The organism is Glutamicibacter sp. MCAF14 (assembly GCF_052114325.1).
In the GTDB taxonomy this organism is placed as follows: Bacteria; Actinomycetota; Actinomycetes; order Actinomycetales; family Micrococcaceae; genus Glutamicibacter; species Glutamicibacter arilaitensis.
In genome coordinates this window covers 423,744-440,961 of the sequence record NZ_JBFREO010000003.1, presented here as the reverse complement: position 1 = coordinate 440,961, position 17,218 = coordinate 423,744, and the positions used below count along the sequence as shown (strand labels likewise).

At 63.1% G+C, this 17,218-nt stretch carries 19 protein-coding genes, 2 pseudogenes and 1 riboswitch; of the genes and pseudogenes, 10 read left to right on the top strand and 11 right to left on the bottom strand.

Annotated features, from left to right (window positions below):
- Nucleotides 1-569 precede the first annotated feature (569 nt).
- The gene (locus AB4Y71_RS07455; protein ID WP_441719203.1) at nucleotides 570-716 is read left to right on the top strand and encodes a hypothetical protein; all 147 of its coding nucleotides are present in this window, start codon (nucleotides 570-572) and stop codon (nucleotides 714-716) included.
- A gap of 340 nt (nucleotides 717-1,056) precedes the next feature.
- Here AB4Y71_RS07455 and AB4Y71_RS07450 read toward each other — a convergent pair whose 3' ends face one another.
- Both AB4Y71_RS07450 and AB4Y71_RS07445 read right to left on the bottom strand, forming a co-directional pair.
- A complete protein-coding gene (locus AB4Y71_RS07450; RefSeq protein WP_441719201.1) occupies nucleotides 1,057-1,539 on the bottom strand; it encodes a hypothetical protein in 483 nt (160 codons plus the stop codon).
- Between the two features lie 134 nt (nucleotides 1,540-1,673).
- Nucleotides 1,674-2,153 (bottom strand): hypothetical protein, encoded by a 480-nt coding sequence (locus AB4Y71_RS07445; protein WP_441719198.1) that lies wholly within the window; start codon nucleotides 2,151-2,153, stop codon nucleotides 1,674-1,676.
- 177 nt (nucleotides 2,154-2,330) lie between these two features.
- Here AB4Y71_RS07445 and AB4Y71_RS07440 point away from each other — a divergent pair, with 177 nt between their 5' ends.
- Entirely contained in the window at nucleotides 2,331-2,879 is a 549-nt protein-coding gene (locus tag AB4Y71_RS07440) for a MarR family winged helix-turn-helix transcriptional regulator (RefSeq protein WP_441719196.1), read from the top strand.
- Nucleotides 2,880-3,128: 249 nt separating this feature from the next.
- Nucleotides 3,129-3,428 (top strand): hypothetical protein, encoded by a 300-nt coding sequence (locus tag AB4Y71_RS07435; protein ID WP_400291312.1) that lies wholly within the window; start codon nucleotides 3,129-3,131, stop codon nucleotides 3,426-3,428.
- An 88-nt stretch (nucleotides 3,429-3,516) separates the two neighbouring features.
- Here the strand turns inward: AB4Y71_RS07435 and AB4Y71_RS07430 are convergent.
- Nucleotides 3,517-3,678, bottom strand: a pseudogene (locus tag AB4Y71_RS07430) (GlsB/YeaQ/YmgE family stress response membrane protein); the annotation flags it as partial.
- A gap of 282 nt (nucleotides 3,679-3,960) precedes the next feature.
- On the opposite strand from AB4Y71_RS07430, the pseudogene AB4Y71_RS07425 reads away from it, so the two are divergent.
- Both AB4Y71_RS07425 and AB4Y71_RS07420 read left to right on the top strand, forming a co-directional pair.
- A pseudogene (locus AB4Y71_RS07425) lies at nucleotides 3,961-4,575 on the top strand (GyrI-like domain-containing protein); the annotation flags it as partial.
- 98 nt (nucleotides 4,576-4,673) lie between these two features.
- Nucleotides 4,674-6,239 carry a DUF222 domain-containing protein gene (locus AB4Y71_RS07420; protein WP_441719193.1) on the top strand — a complete coding sequence of 522 codons (1,566 nt, stop codon included), beginning with the start codon at nucleotides 4,674-4,676 and terminating at the stop codon, nucleotides 6,237-6,239.
- Nucleotides 6,240-6,243: 4 nt separating this feature from the next.
- Here the strand turns inward: AB4Y71_RS07420 and AB4Y71_RS07415 are convergent, their stop codons facing one another.
- From AB4Y71_RS07415 to AB4Y71_RS07395, 5 genes are read right to left on the bottom strand one after another with little or no spacing between them, the layout of a single operon-like run.
- The gene (locus tag AB4Y71_RS07415; RefSeq protein ID WP_441719191.1) at nucleotides 6,244-6,474 is read right to left on the bottom strand and encodes a hypothetical protein; all 231 of its coding nucleotides are present in this window, start codon (nucleotides 6,472-6,474) and stop codon (nucleotides 6,244-6,246) included.
- A gap of 52 nt (nucleotides 6,475-6,526) precedes the next feature.
- Entirely contained in the window at nucleotides 6,527-7,045 is a 519-nt protein-coding gene (locus AB4Y71_RS07410; RefSeq protein WP_440101439.1) for a gamma carbonic anhydrase family protein, read from the bottom strand.
- Between the two features lie 53 nt (nucleotides 7,046-7,098).
- On the bottom strand, nucleotides 7,099-8,010 hold the full coding sequence (locus AB4Y71_RS07405; protein WP_441719188.1) for a DUF1266 domain-containing protein: 912 nt from the start codon (nucleotides 8,008-8,010) through the stop codon (nucleotides 7,099-7,101).
- 2 nt (nucleotides 8,011-8,012) lie between these two features.
- Complete coding sequence (gene purU, locus AB4Y71_RS07400; RefSeq protein WP_441719186.1) at nucleotides 8,013-8,855, bottom strand: formyltetrahydrofolate deformylase; 843 nt, start codon at nucleotides 8,853-8,855, stop codon at nucleotides 8,013-8,015.
- Between the two features lie 47 nt (nucleotides 8,856-8,902).
- Nucleotides 8,903-9,946, bottom strand: coding sequence for a flavin-containing monooxygenase (locus AB4Y71_RS07395; protein ID WP_441719184.1), 1,044 nt, complete (start codon nucleotides 9,944-9,946; stop codon nucleotides 8,903-8,905).
- Nucleotides 9,947-9,999: 53 nt separating this feature from the next.
- A riboswitch (ZMP/ZTP riboswitch) is annotated at nucleotides 10,000-10,076 on the top strand.
- Nucleotides 10,077-10,116: 40 nt separating this feature from the next.
- On the opposite strand from AB4Y71_RS07395, the gene AB4Y71_RS07390 reads away from it, so the two are divergent.
- Nucleotides 10,117-10,980: a bifunctional methylenetetrahydrofolate dehydrogenase/methenyltetrahydrofolate cyclohydrolase gene (locus AB4Y71_RS07390; protein WP_441719182.1), complete on the top strand. Its 864-nt coding sequence runs from the start codon at nucleotides 10,117-10,119 to the stop codon at nucleotides 10,978-10,980.
- Nucleotides 10,981-11,118: 138 nt separating this feature from the next.
- Here AB4Y71_RS07390 and AB4Y71_RS07385 read toward each other — a convergent pair whose 3' ends face one another.
- Nucleotides 11,119-12,504, bottom strand: a complete 1,386-nt coding sequence (locus AB4Y71_RS07385; protein WP_441719179.1) for an MFS transporter — start codon at nucleotides 12,502-12,504, stop codon at nucleotides 11,119-11,121.
- A 127-nt stretch (nucleotides 12,505-12,631) separates the two neighbouring features.
- Between AB4Y71_RS07385 and AB4Y71_RS07380 the strand changes: the two genes are divergently transcribed.
- Both AB4Y71_RS07380 and AB4Y71_RS07375 read left to right on the top strand, forming a co-directional pair.
- The gene (locus AB4Y71_RS07380) at nucleotides 12,632-13,531 is read left to right on the top strand and encodes a LysR family transcriptional regulator (RefSeq protein WP_417367257.1); all 900 of its coding nucleotides are present in this window, start codon (nucleotides 12,632-12,634) and stop codon (nucleotides 13,529-13,531) included.
- Between the two features lie 32 nt (nucleotides 13,532-13,563).
- A complete protein-coding gene (locus tag AB4Y71_RS07375) occupies nucleotides 13,564-13,920 on the top strand; it encodes a VOC family protein (RefSeq protein ID WP_013348081.1) in 357 nt (118 codons plus the stop codon).
- On the opposite strand, the gene AB4Y71_RS07370 is transcribed toward AB4Y71_RS07375, so the two are convergent.
- Entirely contained in the window at nucleotides 13,868-14,530 is a 663-nt protein-coding gene (locus AB4Y71_RS07370; RefSeq protein ID WP_441719176.1) for a response regulator, read from the bottom strand. The two genes, AB4Y71_RS07375 and AB4Y71_RS07370, sit on opposite strands and share 53 nt — an antisense overlap.
- On the bottom strand, nucleotides 14,527-15,690 hold the full coding sequence (locus tag AB4Y71_RS07365) for a sensor histidine kinase (RefSeq protein ID WP_441719173.1): 1,164 nt from the start codon (nucleotides 15,688-15,690) through the stop codon (nucleotides 14,527-14,529). The genes AB4Y71_RS07370 and AB4Y71_RS07365 overlap by 4 nt, the downstream gene beginning before the upstream one ends.
- Here AB4Y71_RS07365 and AB4Y71_RS07360 point away from each other — a divergent pair.
- Both AB4Y71_RS07360 and AB4Y71_RS07355 read left to right on the top strand, forming a co-directional pair.
- Nucleotides 15,689-16,582: a GAP family protein gene (locus AB4Y71_RS07360; RefSeq protein WP_441719170.1), complete on the top strand. Its 894-nt coding sequence runs from the start codon at nucleotides 15,689-15,691 to the stop codon at nucleotides 16,580-16,582. The two genes, AB4Y71_RS07365 and AB4Y71_RS07360, sit on opposite strands and share 2 nt — an antisense overlap.
- A gap of 69 nt (nucleotides 16,583-16,651) precedes the next feature.
- Nucleotides 16,652-17,149 (top strand): hypothetical protein, encoded by a 498-nt coding sequence (locus tag AB4Y71_RS07355; protein ID WP_013348085.1) that lies wholly within the window; start codon nucleotides 16,652-16,654, stop codon nucleotides 17,147-17,149.
- Nucleotides 17,150-17,218 lie beyond the last annotated feature (69 nt).

The window sequence follows — 17,218 nt, the reverse complement described above, 5'->3', positions numbered from 1 at the left end:
ACTGCGGATCGTCCGTGGATGGAGACCAGTCCCATGACGTCATCGAGTCGTTCGTGGGGTTGTGCCAGGACGATGGGCATCCCTTCCCTTCAGCCGTAGGAGGCCAGATGGATGCGGGCTTGGCGGGAGCCAAGGATATGCTTGACGTGCTCAGCGGTGTGGGATCTTAGGCTGTGGATGGACATGGCGGGCCTCCGCTCTTGCGGCTCGTGCGGTATTTCCAGTTAGAGCCCTGCCGCGATGCGTTGTCGTGGATGGTGCAGGTGCCGGGTTTGCCACGGGTACTATCGCGGAGTGTTCTTTCGACGGTACGCGCAATTCCCTCATATGGATACCCGACAGTTGAGTGTTGCTCTAAATGAAGAGCTAGTTCGCGGGTGATAGCCCAAAGAATGATCAGCTTGTTCTGAGATTCCTTCGCGGAGAAGAATCGAGCAAGGCTCGTGCTGCTAGTTTCTATCGGTCACGTTCGCGGAGTTCAGCCAGGCTGCGTCAACCATGTCGAGTAGCCGGCGCATGCTGTGCAGGTCGGGCTGTTGGTGCTCCTGTGCTGAAAGGTATCGACGGTAATGCTGGAGCGCCTCGAAGAGGCAGCAGCTGTCGTCTTCGCGGTCAATATCGAGCACAACTCGGTAGGGGATAAATTTTTCGCTGAGCTCATCGAATCCGTCCTGAAATGCTCAATTGCCGACCTTCCGATGAAAGTCGGCAGTTGATTGAAGCGGATGCTGTGTCCCAGGTAACTTTCCGTGCTGATGGTGAGCATTTCTTGACGCCTTTCACGAGAAGGCGTCATTGAAAGGGGACTGGCAGGCAGAAGAGTCCGGTTCGAAGGCTACGAAATGGGAACGTCCTCGCTTCATGGGTGATGCCAACACGGTTTCGGGACCTGTTTCTGGCCGCTGAGTTGTGACGGGTCCTGGTATCCGCAAACCTGGATAGAGGACCGAGGCCAACAACTAGCCCCAGACGGAGCCCGGTTCTGGCTCGCCAGCCGTTCCACGGGGGTATTGGGTGGCTGGCCAGGGGAGTGAGCCAGAACCGGGGCTAAGGTGTTTACCTGCTAGTGCCCGCCGAGACGGGCTCGGCTCCAGGCTGGTGTGCTGGCATCGGGTATCGAGCCGCTGGGGTGGTTCGCGATTGCATCGCGGGGCAGGCCGGGATCTTGTGGGCGACGGCGGTGTTCTTCCAGAATTTCACACGGAACTCAGCAATGAGATCGGTCGACAGGCGTTCGAAGAACTCTCCCATGGTGAGTCGATCAGCGCAGGCTTTGGTGACTTTCAGTGCTGCTTGGGGGACGGTGACATGCATCATGTGAAGTTCCTCGGTCTGCGGATCGAGCATGGCCACCAGCACTGCGCGGCCATGGATCGATGCCATTCCCATGGCATCGTTGAGCGTTTCGGCCGGCTGGGTCATGACGATCGGCATTCCCTGCGCCCAGCCGTAGCCGGACAGGTGGGCTTTGCCTTCACGGGTGGCGAGAAAATCAGCGACTCTGACTGCGGTTCGGGTTCGTACGATTCGACCTGGCATTTTAGATACTTCCCTTTCTTGCACTGCTCATGAAAATAGCGATATTGACGTAAGGCTCCGCAGCGGGATGCGCTTTGGAAAGGTCCTTTCGTTTTGGTGCTGCCGCTCTTGGCGGGCGGCGGGCGTTGCAGGTCCTAGGCCATGCTCAAATCTGCAGGGGATGCATCTGATTGACTTCCCGAACTGGCAGGTTCGAGCCCTGACCCGGGGGTGGGGGTCTGCTTCGGTGCGGTGAAAGGCTGATCGAGCCAATGCGCGGGGAGTTCGGCCTCGGGTGCGTGCTCTGGTGCTGCGAGCAGGCTCTCCTTGCCCGCGACGGCGAACTGCAGATTCTTCACCTCGAATCGGACACCGAGCGCGCTTTCCATCTGCGGCATGAGGGTGTCGTTGACGTACTGCATCAACTCGGGCACCTGGTCTTCGCTTTTTGCCGTGCATGCCAAGTTGATGACCAGCTGCTCCGGGGAGCCGGTAATAGTGCACATTGCTGAATGCACGGTATCCCGGCTCCGGCACTGTTCAGAGGCGAAGGTGGCGATCTTCTGGATTCGCGTGCTCCACGCGCTGCCTTGCTGCGGGGAGGTTTCTACGGGAACTGCTAAGGATTCTCTCATCTTTCACTCCGGTACTGATAGCTGTTTCGTAGTAGAATATCTTTAGACAGGCTAACTATTAGCTAGGTTACATTAATTTTTCGATGTTAGGCAAGCTGGACCTCGCGGAAAAAGGGGCATTGGAAGCCCCCGGGGTTGCGGGCATGGCGTTCGTATCCGGCGGAAGGAGTTCTTCTCATGAGCAGCTATCAAGCCAGCGGGTACTGGTATGGCGAGGGCGGTTCGGTGCCCGAGGCAGTGGATTTGCTGAATCTGATGCGCAGGTACCGTGAGGCCGAGCGCAGGATGCGAGCTGCGACCCGCGGCTCGATGGGGATGAACGAGACCGATATGTCCGCGCTGCGATTCCTGCTCGCCGCGCACCGCAAAGGGGTGACTCCCCGCCAGCGGGATTTTGCTGAGGAACTGGGGATCTCCAATGCTTCGGTGTCGGTATTGATCGACCGGTTATGCCGCGATGGGTATGCCGAGCGTGTCGTGCATCCTGCGGATCGGCGGTCTGTGGGAATTGTGCCCACGGATTACAGCGATACGGAAGTTCGAGGAACGCTGCATCGGATGCATGAGCAGATGAGGGATGCCGTGGGCACGCTCTCCGAGGACGAGCGGGGCGCGGCAGCCAAGTTCCTGGAGGCTATGATCCGCAGTGTCGAGAGCGATGACGAGCCAAGCCGGCCATCCGCGGGGAAGGGCGCGGTGAGGGAGAGTGCCCTGCCTTCGCGGTAGGCGCAAGGCGCAGGGCATGTGATTCGCCCACGGCGCGTGACCTGGCTGACGGCTTGACTGCTAGTCTTGCCGCGGGGGGCGACCCTGGCTGGTCGGCTAGGGCATTTGTCGGGTGAGTGCCAGATGTGCGAAAGAGCCCATTTCCGGGTTTCTGGGGAAAGGCTTATGGCTACTGCCATGGATAACCCGGGGCCGTAGGGTGGGAGCATCAAAATTATTTAGCCTGTCTAACAAGTTAGGATGATGCAAATGCGACGAAAGCACCTTGACGTCAGTGTCAGCCATGACGAGTTCGAAGATCTGAATAACGCTCTAGAGGACCATCGAGATGGTTTCAAGAGGATGGCCGAAGAGGCGGCCAATGGCTTCGGTTTGGAGCCGGAATACTGGGAGCGGCGAGCCAAGGAGGTCGAGGGTCTGCGGGAGACGATTCACGAGCACAGTACTGACGAGCTCGAACAGGGCGAGTCTTCCGCCAAAGAAGCGGACGCTGGCCCCGGGGTCGATTCGGCTCGGGATCGGGACTTCGAGTCTGATTCTCGTCAATGAACATCCGGCGCAGGCATGCCAGATGCGCTTCCTCGCAGAGCAGCGGTCCACCGCGATTCCGTGGTGGACCGTTGCTCTGCAGGTGCAGTTAGGCATGCTTGCGCGTGAGCACTCCCCAAATGACCAGTACGATCAACGAACCGCTGATGGCCAGAAGCCAACTGGATAAGGACCAGAACTGATCCACTCCTTCACCGAAGACGGCTGAGCAGATCCAGCCACCGGCAACAGCGCCGACGTCGCCTAGAACCGGGATACTTTGTCTTGCGGGAGCCGACTGGCGAGGAAAGGCAGGAAACGGTGCACAGTAGTTCTTGCAGCGATGCGCCCGTATTGGCTACTGTCGCAAGCTGGCGTCATCGGACTAGCTGATCGGAACGAACCGCGAAAGTCGGGCGCCACGATGCCTCCCCTCGGGATAGTTGATGGCGAAGGGTGGGAACATGATCGGAATTCTGAATCGGCTCATGGATCAGATCGAACAGGAGCTTGATGCGGAAATAGATTTTGGCCAATTGCTGGAGGGCTCGGGTACCACCGTGTGCAACGTGCGCCGCATGATGCCAGCCCGGGCGAAGCCCGCTGTGCAGGTCGACCCCTTCGAAGCCAAACAATACTCAGGTTCAGCCTGACCGTCGAGGGGATCGTCGCCACGGATGCCCGAATTGTTGAACGCCCGGAATTCAAACTGGTGGGCCACCCAGCCCGTGTGCCGTTGGTCCATGAAGGAGCCAACCCAAAGATCCAGGCGCATATTGCTTCGCTTCCGATCAGCGAGCATGACAGGCTCAATGAATTGGGCAACACCGAACCTGCCGACCTGCTCCAGATCGCCTCCAATCTAGAGACCGATTATACGGAAGGATCCGAGCTGACTTACCTGCACGGTGTCGGGGTGCTGGACGGATCGGTGCCGGAAGACTTGTATGCCATCACGGTGCCTGCCGGTACATGGGCGGTGTTCCGTACCTCCGGTCCGTATCCAGCGGCTTTGCAGGAGGTCTGGGCTTCCACCGCAAAGCAGTGGTTCCCATCGAATCCGTGGGTGCTACGCGAGGGCCCGTCCATGGTGGCGGTGCTGGAACGAGCCGAAGATTTCAGCACCGCTACCTGCGAGTTGTGGCTACAGGTGGAACGCGGACTCTAGGAGCGCGAACGGCGTCCTATGAGTTCCAACGGATGTCGATAACCAAGGTTTGCCCACAGTCCGCACAGTCATGCCCCGCAGATCCTTATCTGCGGCGCATGCTGGTTCCCATGAGCACAGACATCGCGCAAGCACTGAAGGACCTGGCCGACGCCAAAGCGTTGGCCGCTTCAGCGACCCGGCGCCTGGCCCAAGCGGATCTCACGGCAGGCCAGGCCGCTTATTTCGCGCTGCTCACCGAAGACATGGCCCAAGAACTCACCCGCACCCAGGTCCACGCGGCTGCCGCACTGCGGAGCACCGGCGCGCACAAGCTGGACCAGGAATCCTTCCAGGCCATCACGGACCTCGGGCCCGACCCCACCATCGAGGAGATCGATGCGGCGAAGGGGCGCACCACCACGGGGCGCACGCATTTCAAGGATGCCAAAGGGTTGATGACCGGATGGCTGGATATCCCGCGCAGCACCGCTGCCGCCCGGTTGGTGCAGGCCGACTGCCTGCTCAGTGGCGTGGACGAAGCAGGAGAACCAACTGCCCCGTGGTTGCCCGAGCTCGCTGCACAGTTCCAGGACTCGAACATTGATCCGCGGCTGGTCGCCTCGGCGGCGATGAAGCTGCATTCGGTGCGCAAGGACCTGGGCGAAGGGAAAGCCGCTGAAGCGAAGAAGCAGCAGCTGCAGGCCGAGTCCGCGGCGTTCCTGCGGTCGGAGCCGAAATCGGCGCGCAAGCACATCAACGACCTGGTCGCGCAGGTGAAGGCCGGCAAGCGCCCGCTCAAAGCACTGCTGGATGGTATCGGGATCTTCAAGCGCGGGATGCGCAAAGGGGTTGTCGAATACCTCATCCGTGTTCTCCCTTCGCAATCCGCATATATCGAGGCGTATTTCGCGAATCTGGATAATCCTTCCACCGTTGCCGGGAACCGGCAGGGGTTGAAAGGCGTGGATGCCCAGTTCACCGGTGAGGAAACTAGTGGCTGGGATGATGAGGACAGCAAACCGGATTGGGCGAAAGGCAGACCCGATGACGAGGACGTCGAGGGCATCGAGGATGACCCGCCGGGAGAAGGACTCAATCCAGACGCAGAGGATCCCCGTTCCCAAGGGGACGGTCATCGGCCAGAAGGGGAAGACGAGGATCACCAACCAGAAGATGATGGTCATCAACAAGAAGGTGATAGTTCCGAACCGGAGCTGGCAAGCGGTAAATGGGAGGATTTGAAACCTGAGCGGCGGCGGCTCGTTGGTTTCATGGCTTTGCTGATGAGCGAACGGAAACCGAATGGGAGCCCGCCGGACCAGCAGGCGGGGTTTGCCAGTTCGCAGGTGAGCATCATTTTGGATTGGGAGAAGCTGCAACAGAAAATGGAGGATTTCGCGGTGACGTCCTCGGGGATCCTGCTGTCCCCGGGCGAGGCCAGGACAGCGCTGTGCACTGCGGGGATTTTGCCGGTGGTGCTCAATGGCAAGAGCCTGCCCTTGGATCTGGGGCGGACCCAACGACTGTTCTCCAAGGCGCAAGTCCGTGCTTTGCGGGCGGTTTATCGGGGTGTTCATATCCTGGGTGCAGCATGCCGGCGCAGCGGTGCGAGGCGGATCATTTGGATCCGTGGGAGAAGGGCGGGCGCACTGATATCAAGTCTGCGGTGCTCAATTGCTTGATTCATCATACGGCGCGGCATTGCGGCTTGTTCCAGGCAGTGAAGATCCTTGGGAGTCGGCCGATGGTGCTGTTGCCGCGGGAGTTGGATCCGGAGCAGAAGTTGCGGGTCAATACGTATTTCATGACTCCGGCCGAGGCGTTGGAGGCTGAGGCGTTGGCGGAGGAGACCACTGCGCGGTGGCGTGCGGGGTTGCTGGACGTAGAAATCGCCCAGCCCTGACCACCGCGCCCCATGCGTAATGCGAAAAGGTCCTGGAAACAGTGCGCTTCCAGGACCTTGAAAACTCTAGGCGTTGGCTTCCAGATGTTTGGCAGCCAGCACGAGATAGTGGTCAGCGTTGGTCTTCAAGCCGGCGACTTCTTCATCGCTCAGCTCGCGGCGGACCTTGGCAGGGACACCGGCAACCAGCGAACGCGGTGGAACCTGCGTGCCTTCCAGCACCAGTGCACCAGCAGCAACCAGCGACTGCTCGCCGATGACGGCACCGTTCATGACGGTGGCGCTCATGCCGATTAGGCAGCCATCACCTACGCTGGCGCCGTGCACCACTGCCGAGTGGCCTACCGAGATGCCAGCACCCAGGGTGCAAGGAAAACCTTCATCGGCGTGCAGCACGACATTGTCCTGCAAGTTGGTGCCTTCGCCTACGCGAATCGGCGCCGAATCGCCGCGCACGGAAACACCGTAGAAGGCGCTGGCACGGTCAGCCAGTTCGACATCGCCGCTCAAGGTGGCGGTAGGGGCTACGAAAACGTCCTGGCCGACCTTCGGGGTCGCGCCGTCAATGGTAATGATGTGCGTCATTTCACCTACTGTAATGGCCAAGCATTGCTACGGCGAGTTCACTACCGAAGATCTCAAGTCCGCGAGCGGGCTGCGGCCACCAGTGCACGCAGCCAGTCCCGATCCTCCTCGCCCGCGCGCAACGATAGTCCCAGTTCCTGCGCTGCATCGAGGAGCAGCAGCTGGCTGGTCGGTACCGGTGCGTTGAAATCCACTTGTACGAAAGGGCCCTCAGGGCTGGTGAGCACCTGCGTCCGATGCACGTCGTGAGCATCATCCAGCGCGCTATCCTGCTGCGCGCGCCAGAACCAGCGCGCGGTATCGAATGCTTTCGCGAATTCATCCCACGAACCATAAGTTTGCTGGGCATACGACGCTGCCTGCAAGGCGACGTCCTGGGCTACGCGTTGATCCAAGAAGCCGCAGGTGGCCGCGGAGCGGGCGACCATGACGGCGCGTGAAAGATCCCACGCCAGGAAGTCCAGTTCCTGCACGCCGCGCTCATTGCGCTGCAACCGGCGCAGCGACAGCAATTCTTCGCGCGCCTCCGCAGACGTCCGCGCCCGGCTGCCAAGCATCTTGCGCTGCTGGGCCAGAGCAGCTCCGCCGGCATTAACCAGCTTTCGGGACTGTTGCCAGCCAGAGCGATGCCCTTGGGACAGCAAGGACCAGAGCTCCTGGACGGCATCCCCGGCATCGAAGATCCCCCACGCTTCGGCCAGGATAATCCGTTCTTCTTCCGGGTCAGGGAAGAGGAAGGCATCGAGGTTCGCCCCTCGGCACAGTGCATAGCCGCTGCTCATGGCCAGAGGGAAAGCCAGCGGATCTCCGGCGAGAGATTGCCAGTAGCGCGGCCGATGGTGCTCCGGCAGCTGCGGCGCCTGGGCCTTCAACGCCTTGCGGCGCTTGCTTGACGCCCTGAGCAATGGCCAGCACGCCGAGGCGGCAACCAGCAGGGTGACGACGGCCAGCGCTGCGTAGTCCATGCCTAGGAGAAGACGATGGTGCGCTGGCCGTCGAGCATCACCCGGTGCTCAGCATGCCACTGCACGGCGCGGGTCAGCGTCCGTCCTTCCACGCTGCGGCCCAGCTCAACAAGCTGTTCGGCGGTGCGGGTGTGCGAGACGTGGGTGACTTCCTGGTCGATGATCGGACCTTCATCCAGGTCCGCGGTGACGTAGTGCGCGGTGGCACCGATCAGCTTCACGCCGCGGGCGTAGGCCTGGTGGTAGGGCTTGGCACCCTTGAAGGAAGGCAGGAAGGAATGGTGGATGTTGATGACTCGGCCTTCCATGCGCTCGCAGAGCGAATCCGAAAGGATCTGCATGTAGCGGGCAAGCACCACCAGTTCGATGCCGTAGTCCTCGGCGAGCTTGAGCAGCTCAGCCTCGGCCTGGGACTTGTTCTCCTTGGTCACCGGCAGGTGCACGAAGTCCACCCCGTAGAAATCGGCCATCGGCTTCAGATCCAGGTGGTTGGAGACGATCACCGGCACATCGATGGGCAAGGTGCCAGCACGCTGGGCGAACAGCAGGTCGTTGAGCGCATGCCCGGCCTTGGAACACATGATCATGGTGCGGGTGCGCTTGGCGCCATCGTCCACACGGAGGGACATGTGGAAATCGTCGCGGATGGGCGCGAGCCCCGCGCGGATCTGCTCCAGGGACTGCTCGGTGGCTACCTCGATGCGCATGAAGAAGGTGCCGGTTTCAGGCGAGAGGAACTGCTGGGACTCGGTGATATTGCAACCGGCACCCAGCAGACCTCCGGAAATGGCGTGGACGATGCCGGGGCGGTCGATGCAAGATAGGGTGACGATGTACTGGTTCATGGATTCTAAGGTAGCGCCCGCCAGCGATGTTCTGCCAATTCCGTGAGCTACGTTGCGCTTGCCGCGAGCCGCTGAACGGAGTGCGCCGCCGCCAGCGCGGCCTTCCTCCCGGCCCGGGTAGCACCCAAAGTCGAAGCCGACGCGCCATAGCCGACGAAGAACAGCCCGGGCACCGCCACGGCGGCCACCCCGTCCTCCATCAGGATGCCGCCTTGAGCCGTGTGCAGTTTCAGATCGCGCAAATGCCGGTGGGCATGCCGGAAACCGGTCGCCCATAGGATCGCATCGATCTTTTCGCGTGACCCGTCGGAGAAGACGACGGCGTCGGATTCCAGATGGTCGATCTTCCCCCGCGAAACCAGCTCCCCAGAGGCGATCCCGGCACGCATCTTCTCGGTGAGCAGCAACCCGGTGGTGCCCACCACCGACTTCGGAGGCAGTCCCGCACTGGTGCGCTCGTTGACTTGGCGCTCCACTTCCTGGCCCCATTCGGCACCGGTGGGAACGTTGCGCCAGTCCGGTGCGCTGCGCGTGGACCACAGGGTATCCACGCCGGCAGCGCGCAACTGCACGATGAACTGGGTCGCACTGGCGCCGGCCCCGACCACCAAAACGCGCTGCCCGGCGAATTGCTGCGGGGAGACGAAGCCATTTGTGTGTACCTGCGGACCATCGAAATGCCCGGGGTAGACCGGCCCGAACGGATTGGACCAGGTGCCGGTGGCGTTGATGATGGTGCGCGCCCGGTAATCCGCATCGGCGTGCACCACGAAGTGCTCGCCGTCCTGCTGGACCGAGGTCACCGGGGCGCCGTGGCGTACCGGCAACGCGAAGCGCTGTTCGTATTCCGCATAGTATTCGGACACCACCTGCGAGGCAGGTCGGGTGGAATCCTGCACCTCAAGCGGGAAATCGGGCAAGGGGTGGATATGATGCGCATCGCCCAACGTGAGGGTATCCCAACGGTGCTGCCAGGCCCCGCCTGGTGCTGGGTTCGCATCGAGCACCAAGAAGTCGATGCCGCGCTTGGCCAGATGGTAGGCGGCGGCAAGCCCGGCTTGCCCTGCGCCGATCACGATTGTCGAGTACACCTCTAAGGTAACCCTGCACACTTCAAAGACATTCCCGAGACCATTTTCGCTACACTGGAACGCGTGACTGGCGTTAGGTGGGTAACCACCAGGGAGCTAATCGTGTGAGCCGCGCGCCTGGGTTTGCACACCACCCGCCTTGGGAACAGGGCACCTACGGAAGGAACAGCGTGAGCGCACGCATTCTCGACGGCAAGGCCACCGCCGCCGCCATCAAGCAGGAACTGGCCGAACGCGTGGCCAAGCTCAAGGCTGCCGGGCACACCACCGGATTGGGCACCATCCTGGTCGGCAACGATCCGGGCTCTGCCTGGTACGTCGGCGGCAAGCACAAGGACTGCGCCGAAGTGGGCATCGAGTCGATCCGCGTGGACCTGCCCGAGGAAACCACCCAAGATGAGCTGCTGGCCAAGGTGCGCGAGCTGAACGAGAACCCTGCTTGCACCGGCTACATCGTGCAGCTGCCGCTGCCCAAGCACATTGATACGGACGTGATCCTCGAAGCCATGGATCCGGCCAAGGATGCCGACGGCCTGCACCCGATGAACCTGGGCCGCCTGGTCGCCAACGTCAACCGCCCGATGGCCTCCCCGCTGCCATGCACCCCGCTGGGCTGCGTGGAGCTGCTGGCCCGCCACGATATCGACCTGAACGGCAAGCACGTGCTGGTCCTGGGCCGCGGCGTGACCATCGGCCGCCCGGTCGGCCTGCTGCTGACCCGCCGCGACGTGAACGCGACCGTGACCCTGGCGCACACCGGCACCACCAATCTTCCCGAGCTGCTGGCCCAGGCCGATGTCGTCATCGCCGCCGCCGGCGTGCCGCACATCATCAAGGCCGACGCCATCAAGGAAGGCGCGATCGTGCTGGACGTGGGCGTTTCCCGCGTGGATGGCAAGGTCACCGGCGACGTGGATCCGGCTGCTGCCGAGGTTGCCTCGTGGATTTCGCCCAACCCGGGCGGCGTGGGCCCGATGACCCGCGCCATGCTGCTGAACAACGTGGTCGAGGCCGCCGAGCGCAACGCCAAGTAAAACAGCCCATTGGGCATGAGAAATGGCCTGTTCCCACTTTGGGAACAGGCCATTTGCATCGGGGAGGGCATTCGCGCTTCTGGAAAAGAGCGGTGGCCCGTCCCCAGAGGGAACGGACCACCCCTAGAGGCTTGGCTTCTAGGCGTCTTGGGTCGCCTTCACCGCATCAGCACGGCGCTTGTCGAAGACCAGCGCGCCGACTTCCTGCTCCGCTTGGTTGCGGAAGGACAGGTCGATGCCCGAGCGGTCGCGGATCATGCTGACCGCGGTGAAGGAAATTGTGACGACAACCAGCAGGTAGATCGCCACCGCGGTGGTTCCTCCGGTCGCCTGCACCAGCGCCTGGGCGATGGTCGGGGCGAACGCGCCGCCGACGATCGCGCCGATCGCGTAGGAGATCGATACGCCGGAGAAGCGTACCGAAGCCGGGAACAGCTCCGAGTACAGTGCCGCCTGCGGGCCGTAGGTCAGCCCCAGCCCGATGGAGAACAGGCCGAAGGCCGCATACAGCAGGACCAGCGAGCCCGAGTTCACCAGCGCGAAGACCGGGAAAAGGGAAGCGGCAAGGATGATGAAGCCCAGCTGGTAGGTGCGCTTGCGCCCGATCCTGTCGGCGAGGTATCCGGCCACCAGGGTCATGACCAGCCAGACGGCGGCGCCGAAGGCCACTGCGATGAGCACGTCGGTGCGCTCCAGCCCGACCGGCCCCTCGGGGTTCGTGGTGTAGGCCTGGAAGAAGCCGCCGGTGGTCATGTAGCCTGCGGCGTTGTTGCCGGCGAAGACCAGCGCGGCAATGAGCACCAGTGGCCAGTGCTTCTTGAACAGCACCAGGATCGGCACAGCGGTCTGCGCCTTGTGCTCGTTGATTTCCTCGAAGACCGGGGACTCGTCCACCGAACGGCGCACGAAGTAGCCGACGGCGATCAGGATAATCGACACCAGGAACGGAACGCGCCAGCCCCATTCGAGGAACGCATCGCCGGGGGAGATCACCCCGGTCATCAGCGCCATGGTGCCCGAAGCCAGCAGCATGCCCAGTGGCACGCCGACCTGCGGGTAGGACCCGGCACGGCCGCGGCCGCCTTCGGGTGCGTGCTCCACGGCCATCAGCACCGCGCCGCCCCATTCGCCGCCGGCGGAGATGCCCTGCAGGATGCGCAGCAGCAACAGCAGGATCGGTGCCCAGATGCCCGCGGTCTCGTAGGTCGGCAGCACGCCGATCAGCGTGGTGGCTGCACCCATCAGCGCCAGGGTCAGGACCAGCATCGCGCGGCGGCCGATCTTGTCGCCGAAGTGCCCGGCCAGGAATGCGCCCAGCGGGCGGAAGAGGAAGGACAGGCCGACCGAGGCGAAGGAGATCAGCAGCGCGATCTCCTGGCCTGCTGGTTCGAAGAACAGCTGGCTGAAGACCAGGCCTGCTGCGGTGGCGTAGATGAAGAAGTCGTACCACTCCACGGTGGTTCCGATGACCGTCGCGAAAGCTACGCGGCGCTGGTTGGCCTTGGCGGCCTTGGGTTGTGTCATAGTGCTTCCCTTGCGAGTGGTACCGAGGCGTCAATCACTGGCACCTGAGTTTTGGGTCACTCCAGTGTGGCACCAAGCACAAGTAAGGTAAACTTCAAATGTCTGCAATACTTCTGAAGGTCGGCTTATGTATTCGATGCGCCATCTGGAAATCATGGCTGAACTGCCCGTCCACAGCACGCTCGGTTCGGCGGCCAGCGAATTGAGGATCTCGGAATCGGCCTTGTCGCAGGCAATTACCGCCATCGAGAAGCATGCCGGGGAGACCTTGTGCCTGCGGCGCAAGGCCCACGGGATCCGGCTCACCGCCTCGGGGCAGCACTTCGCCGCCATGGCCCGGAAGATCCTTTCCGATGTCGGTGAATTGCGTGCAACATTCCCGCAAACCGAAGGAACATTGCGCGGACCGGTGCGCTTCGGCTGCTTCGCTTCGCTCTCGCCGCACCTGATCCCGGCCACGCTGGAAGGGTTCGACCACCCCGAGGTGCAGCTCGATGTGCGCGTGGGCACCCACGAGGACTTGCTGCCGGCCCTGCGCGAGGGCGAGATCGACGTTGCTTTCGTCTACGACCTGCAGCTGCCCGCCGATATTGACAAGCAGCAGATCTACCAGACCGAGATGCAGGTGGTGCTGCATCCCGAGCACCGGCTGGCCAAGCTCGCCCGGCCGCTGGAACTGGCCGACCTGGTCGACGAATCGCTGATCATCTACGAGTCCGACCCGAGTACCGAGCACCAGAAGCAGCTCTTCGCCTCCCAGGGCCTGCAGCCCAGGATCGCCGCCTCGGTCCCGCAGATGATCTTGGTCTCCGCGATGGTGGGCCGCGGCCTGGGCTACGGGCTGCTCATGCGCCGCCCGAACAATGCCGAGGTCTCCATCGAGGGCCGCCCGCTGGCCTTCCGCGAGCTCAAGGCTCCCAACTACCCGAATGCGGTTGTGGCCATCACCCCGCGCGGGGTGCGCATTCCCGCGCGCGTCCAGGCGTTGATCGACCACTGCACCTGCGCAATGGCTGAGTCCTGGTAGACGCGAACACCTGCAGCGCGCATAATGGCCACATGATTGGCACGTGGCAGGCCATGGTCATCGACTGCGAGGACCCCGATGCACTGGCCGGATTCTATGAACAGCTCCTCGGGATGGTGCGCATCGACAACGAGCCCGACTGGGTTTCCATTGGCGATGCACCGGACCATCCTGCGCTCGCCTTCCAGGCGGTCAGCCCGTATGTGGCCCCGCAGTGGCCCGGGCATGTGCACCCGCAGCAGGCGCACATCGATGTGAAGGTCAAGGATTTGGACCTGGCCGAAGAACAGGTGCTGCACCTTGGTGCGCGCTGGACCGGGGAAGGGTCGAAGACCTTCAGGGTCTATCTGGACCCGCAGGACCACCCGTTCTGCCTGGTGAGCTGGTAGCCGCGTAGGCGATCTTCGCCGCCTGCAGCCGGGTCGAGACCCCGAGCTTGGCCAGCACCTGGGAGACATGCGTCTTCACGGTGCTCTGCCCGATGCCCAGCCGCTGCGCCAATTGCGGGTTGCTCAGCCCTTCGGCCAGCCCGTCGAGCACCTCGCGTTCCCTGCCGGTCAAGCCATCAGGCAGCTTCGCGGTGCCGGGCTCCGGCGCCAGCGCCCGGGCCAGAATCCGCGAGGTCACCTGCGGATCCAGCACGGATTCGCCGCGGCCGGCGGCACGCACGCCCATGATGATCGCCTGCGGTTCGACGCTCTTGAGCAGGAACCCGTGCGCCCCGGCCTGCAGCGCGCCAAAAAGGTACTGGTCGTCATCGAAGGTCGTGAGCACCACGACGCGGCAGCTGCCATGCAGCGCCTTGGTGGCCTCGATGCCATCGAGCACCGGCATGCGCAGGTCCATCAGGATGACATCGGGGGATAGGGCACGGGCCATGGAAATGGCCGATCGCCCGTCGGCCGCTTCGCCCACCACTTCCAGGTCTTCCGCGGCCTGCAATACCAGCCGGATCCCCATCCGCACGGTGGCATGGTCATCGACGATCAGGACTTTCATGGCTTCTCCGTTGCTTCGGCTGGGCCCGGGAATTCGACGTGCACTTCGAAATCCGTGCCGGTGCGCACCTCGAACCGCCCATCGAGCGCGGCGACTCGGGTCCGGATATTCTCCAGCCCGGTCCCCGCTCCGGGGGCGCGGCTGGCATTCGACCGCAGGCCATTGCTCGCCGTGATCGCCAGGCCCTTGTCCTGGATCACGCTCAGTTCCAGGGTAGTGCCCGGGGCATGCTTGGCGTGGTTGACCAGCAGCTCGCAGACCGTGCGGTGCGCGGCGGTATGCACCGCCGGGCCGAAGCGCTGCGGATGCGCCACCCGGTACTCCCAGCGCACCGGGCTGCCGAATCCGGCCACCAGCTCGGGCAGATCCTCGATCCGGGCCTGCAGCGCAGGGCCGCCGGCATGCAGCATCCGCACCATTGCGGCCATGTCTTCCAAGCCGGACACCGACTCATCGCGGATGCTCTGCAACGGAGCCCGCACCTCCTGGGGTGCGGCCGGAAGCAGGGCGCCGGAGAGCAGAGCGATCGACGAGAACCGGGCCGAGAGCACGTCATGCATCTCGCGGGCCAACGCAGTGCGCTCCTGGACGCGAGAAAAGTCGTGCTCGGCGACAAGTTGGTCCTCGCGGGCATCGGCCGCCGACTGGACCGCCTCTGCCCGCTGGGCTTCGGCCTTGGCCAGCTCCTTGGCGGTGCGCACATTCTCCGCCCAGAGCATCGGGGTGAACAGGATGAAGCCGGCCATGAACAAGGCCAGCACCACCTCCTGCGGATTCCCGGTGACCAGCCAGGTGGCGATGGCCAGCGAGATGGCGGCCAGGCACAGCAGCGCCAGTGCCACCGTCCGCATGCGCACCGAACCGAGCAGGAACAACCCGAAGACGCACTCGAAGACCAGGAAGTATCCGCCGATGCTGCCCACGGCCAGCAGGCCGGCGCCGGCGAGCAGCATGGCCACGGAGCTGGCTACGAGAAAACGGCGACGGACCAGCACGGCGGCCAAGCCGATGAGCAGCAGGGGGATCCACTCGTATCCGCGGATCGCGAACCATGGGGGATTGGCCAGTCCCGAAAGATGCAAGATGGCGGTGAGCACCAGATAGGTGCCGACGACCTCGGGTTCCTTGTCTCCGCTGCCCATCCGCCGAATGAAGTTCATGCTTCCAGCATCCCCGAACTGGCTGCCCGCCGGTATCCCCCTTAAGGAGGAGAAGGCGCAGCCCACTGGCCGATACCGCGAATCGGCAGGCCGCGGAACAGTGGAAGCCATGGACATCATGACGAGCAATCCCGAACTATCCCTTCTCATCCTGGCGCTGATCGACTCGACCAGCATCGGCACCCTGGTCATTCCGCTGTGGCTGCTGCTTAGGGGGCGCCGCGAAGCCATTGCCAAGGTCCTGGCCTACCTGCTGGTGATCGCCGGATTCTACTGGGTCATCGGGGTGCTGCTGCGCAGCGGGTTGCTGCTCATCGATCCCGGCATCTTCGAGCACCGGTTCTTCCGGCTGGCCGGAATGGCGGTCGGGGCGCTGATGATCATCTGGGCGCTCACCTACCGCACCGATGCGCAGAAGGAAGCCAGCGCACGGAAGAAAGCCATCGCGCATAGCGGCGCGGCACCCGGAACACCGGCACCGAGCCCGGCGGACGCAACCGAACAGGTGCCGCGGCGCTTGCGCAGCCGCCTGGGCGCTGCGCTGGATACCCGCACCGGGCTGATTGCCCTGGCCCTGTTCGCGGGCCTCTTGGAACTTCCCACGATGCTTCCCTACCTCGCCGCCGTAGGCGTCATGCAGGGCGCCGGCTGGGGCACCGGTTTGCAGCTGCTCGCGCTGATCGGCTACTGCCTGGTGATGATCGTCCCGGCGTTGGTGCTGGTTGGCGCCCTTGCGCTCGCCGGCCCGCGCATCGAAGCCTGGATGCAGAAGATGGGGGCCAAAGCCTCGGCCTACGCCCAGGAAACCCTTGGTTGGGTGGTGGGCATCGGTGGATACCTGCTGATTCGCGCATGCCTTTCTGGGCAGGATCTGCACAGCTTGCTCAGCTAGCCACGCTGTGGGCGAAAGGGCACGGTTCCAATTGGCTTGAAGCGGGGTAATGATGCGAGAATTGACGGCATGGAACCTCTAGGCAGCAGCGCGAAGCAGGGCAGGAAAGTCACCCTGAACGCATCAACTTTGGCAATGTCCGTCATGGTCATCGTCCTTCTGGTGGCAGTGGTATTCGCTGCCAACTCCAATGAGATCGTCGGCTGGTTCGTTGTCGTCATCTCCGCCGGTTGGCTGCTGCTGGCCGCATTCATGATGTTCGGCCTCAAGCGAGGCGCGGACAAGATCAACAACTCGCTGCGCGAAGCCACCGCGGCGGCTACCCCGCGCGCCCAGCCAGGCACCGTGGTGGTTGACGAGTCCACCAGCCAGCGCGACATGAAGCTGGACCACTCGTTCAAGATCGTCCAGGTCCAGGCCCGCGTGATTGCCGAGCAGCGCGAGGCGAAGGGCGAGGACTACGAGGGCATGATCGACCGGGCGCTGGAGACAATACAGATGACCGCGACGAATGCGCGGGACATGATCAAGCCGGCCAAGCCGATGGATGGCGAAATCATCGACTAACTGACCAGGGCAACGCGAAAGCGTTGCCCTTTTTCGTTGCCCGTGTTTGGGCGCAGGCCAGATCAGCGC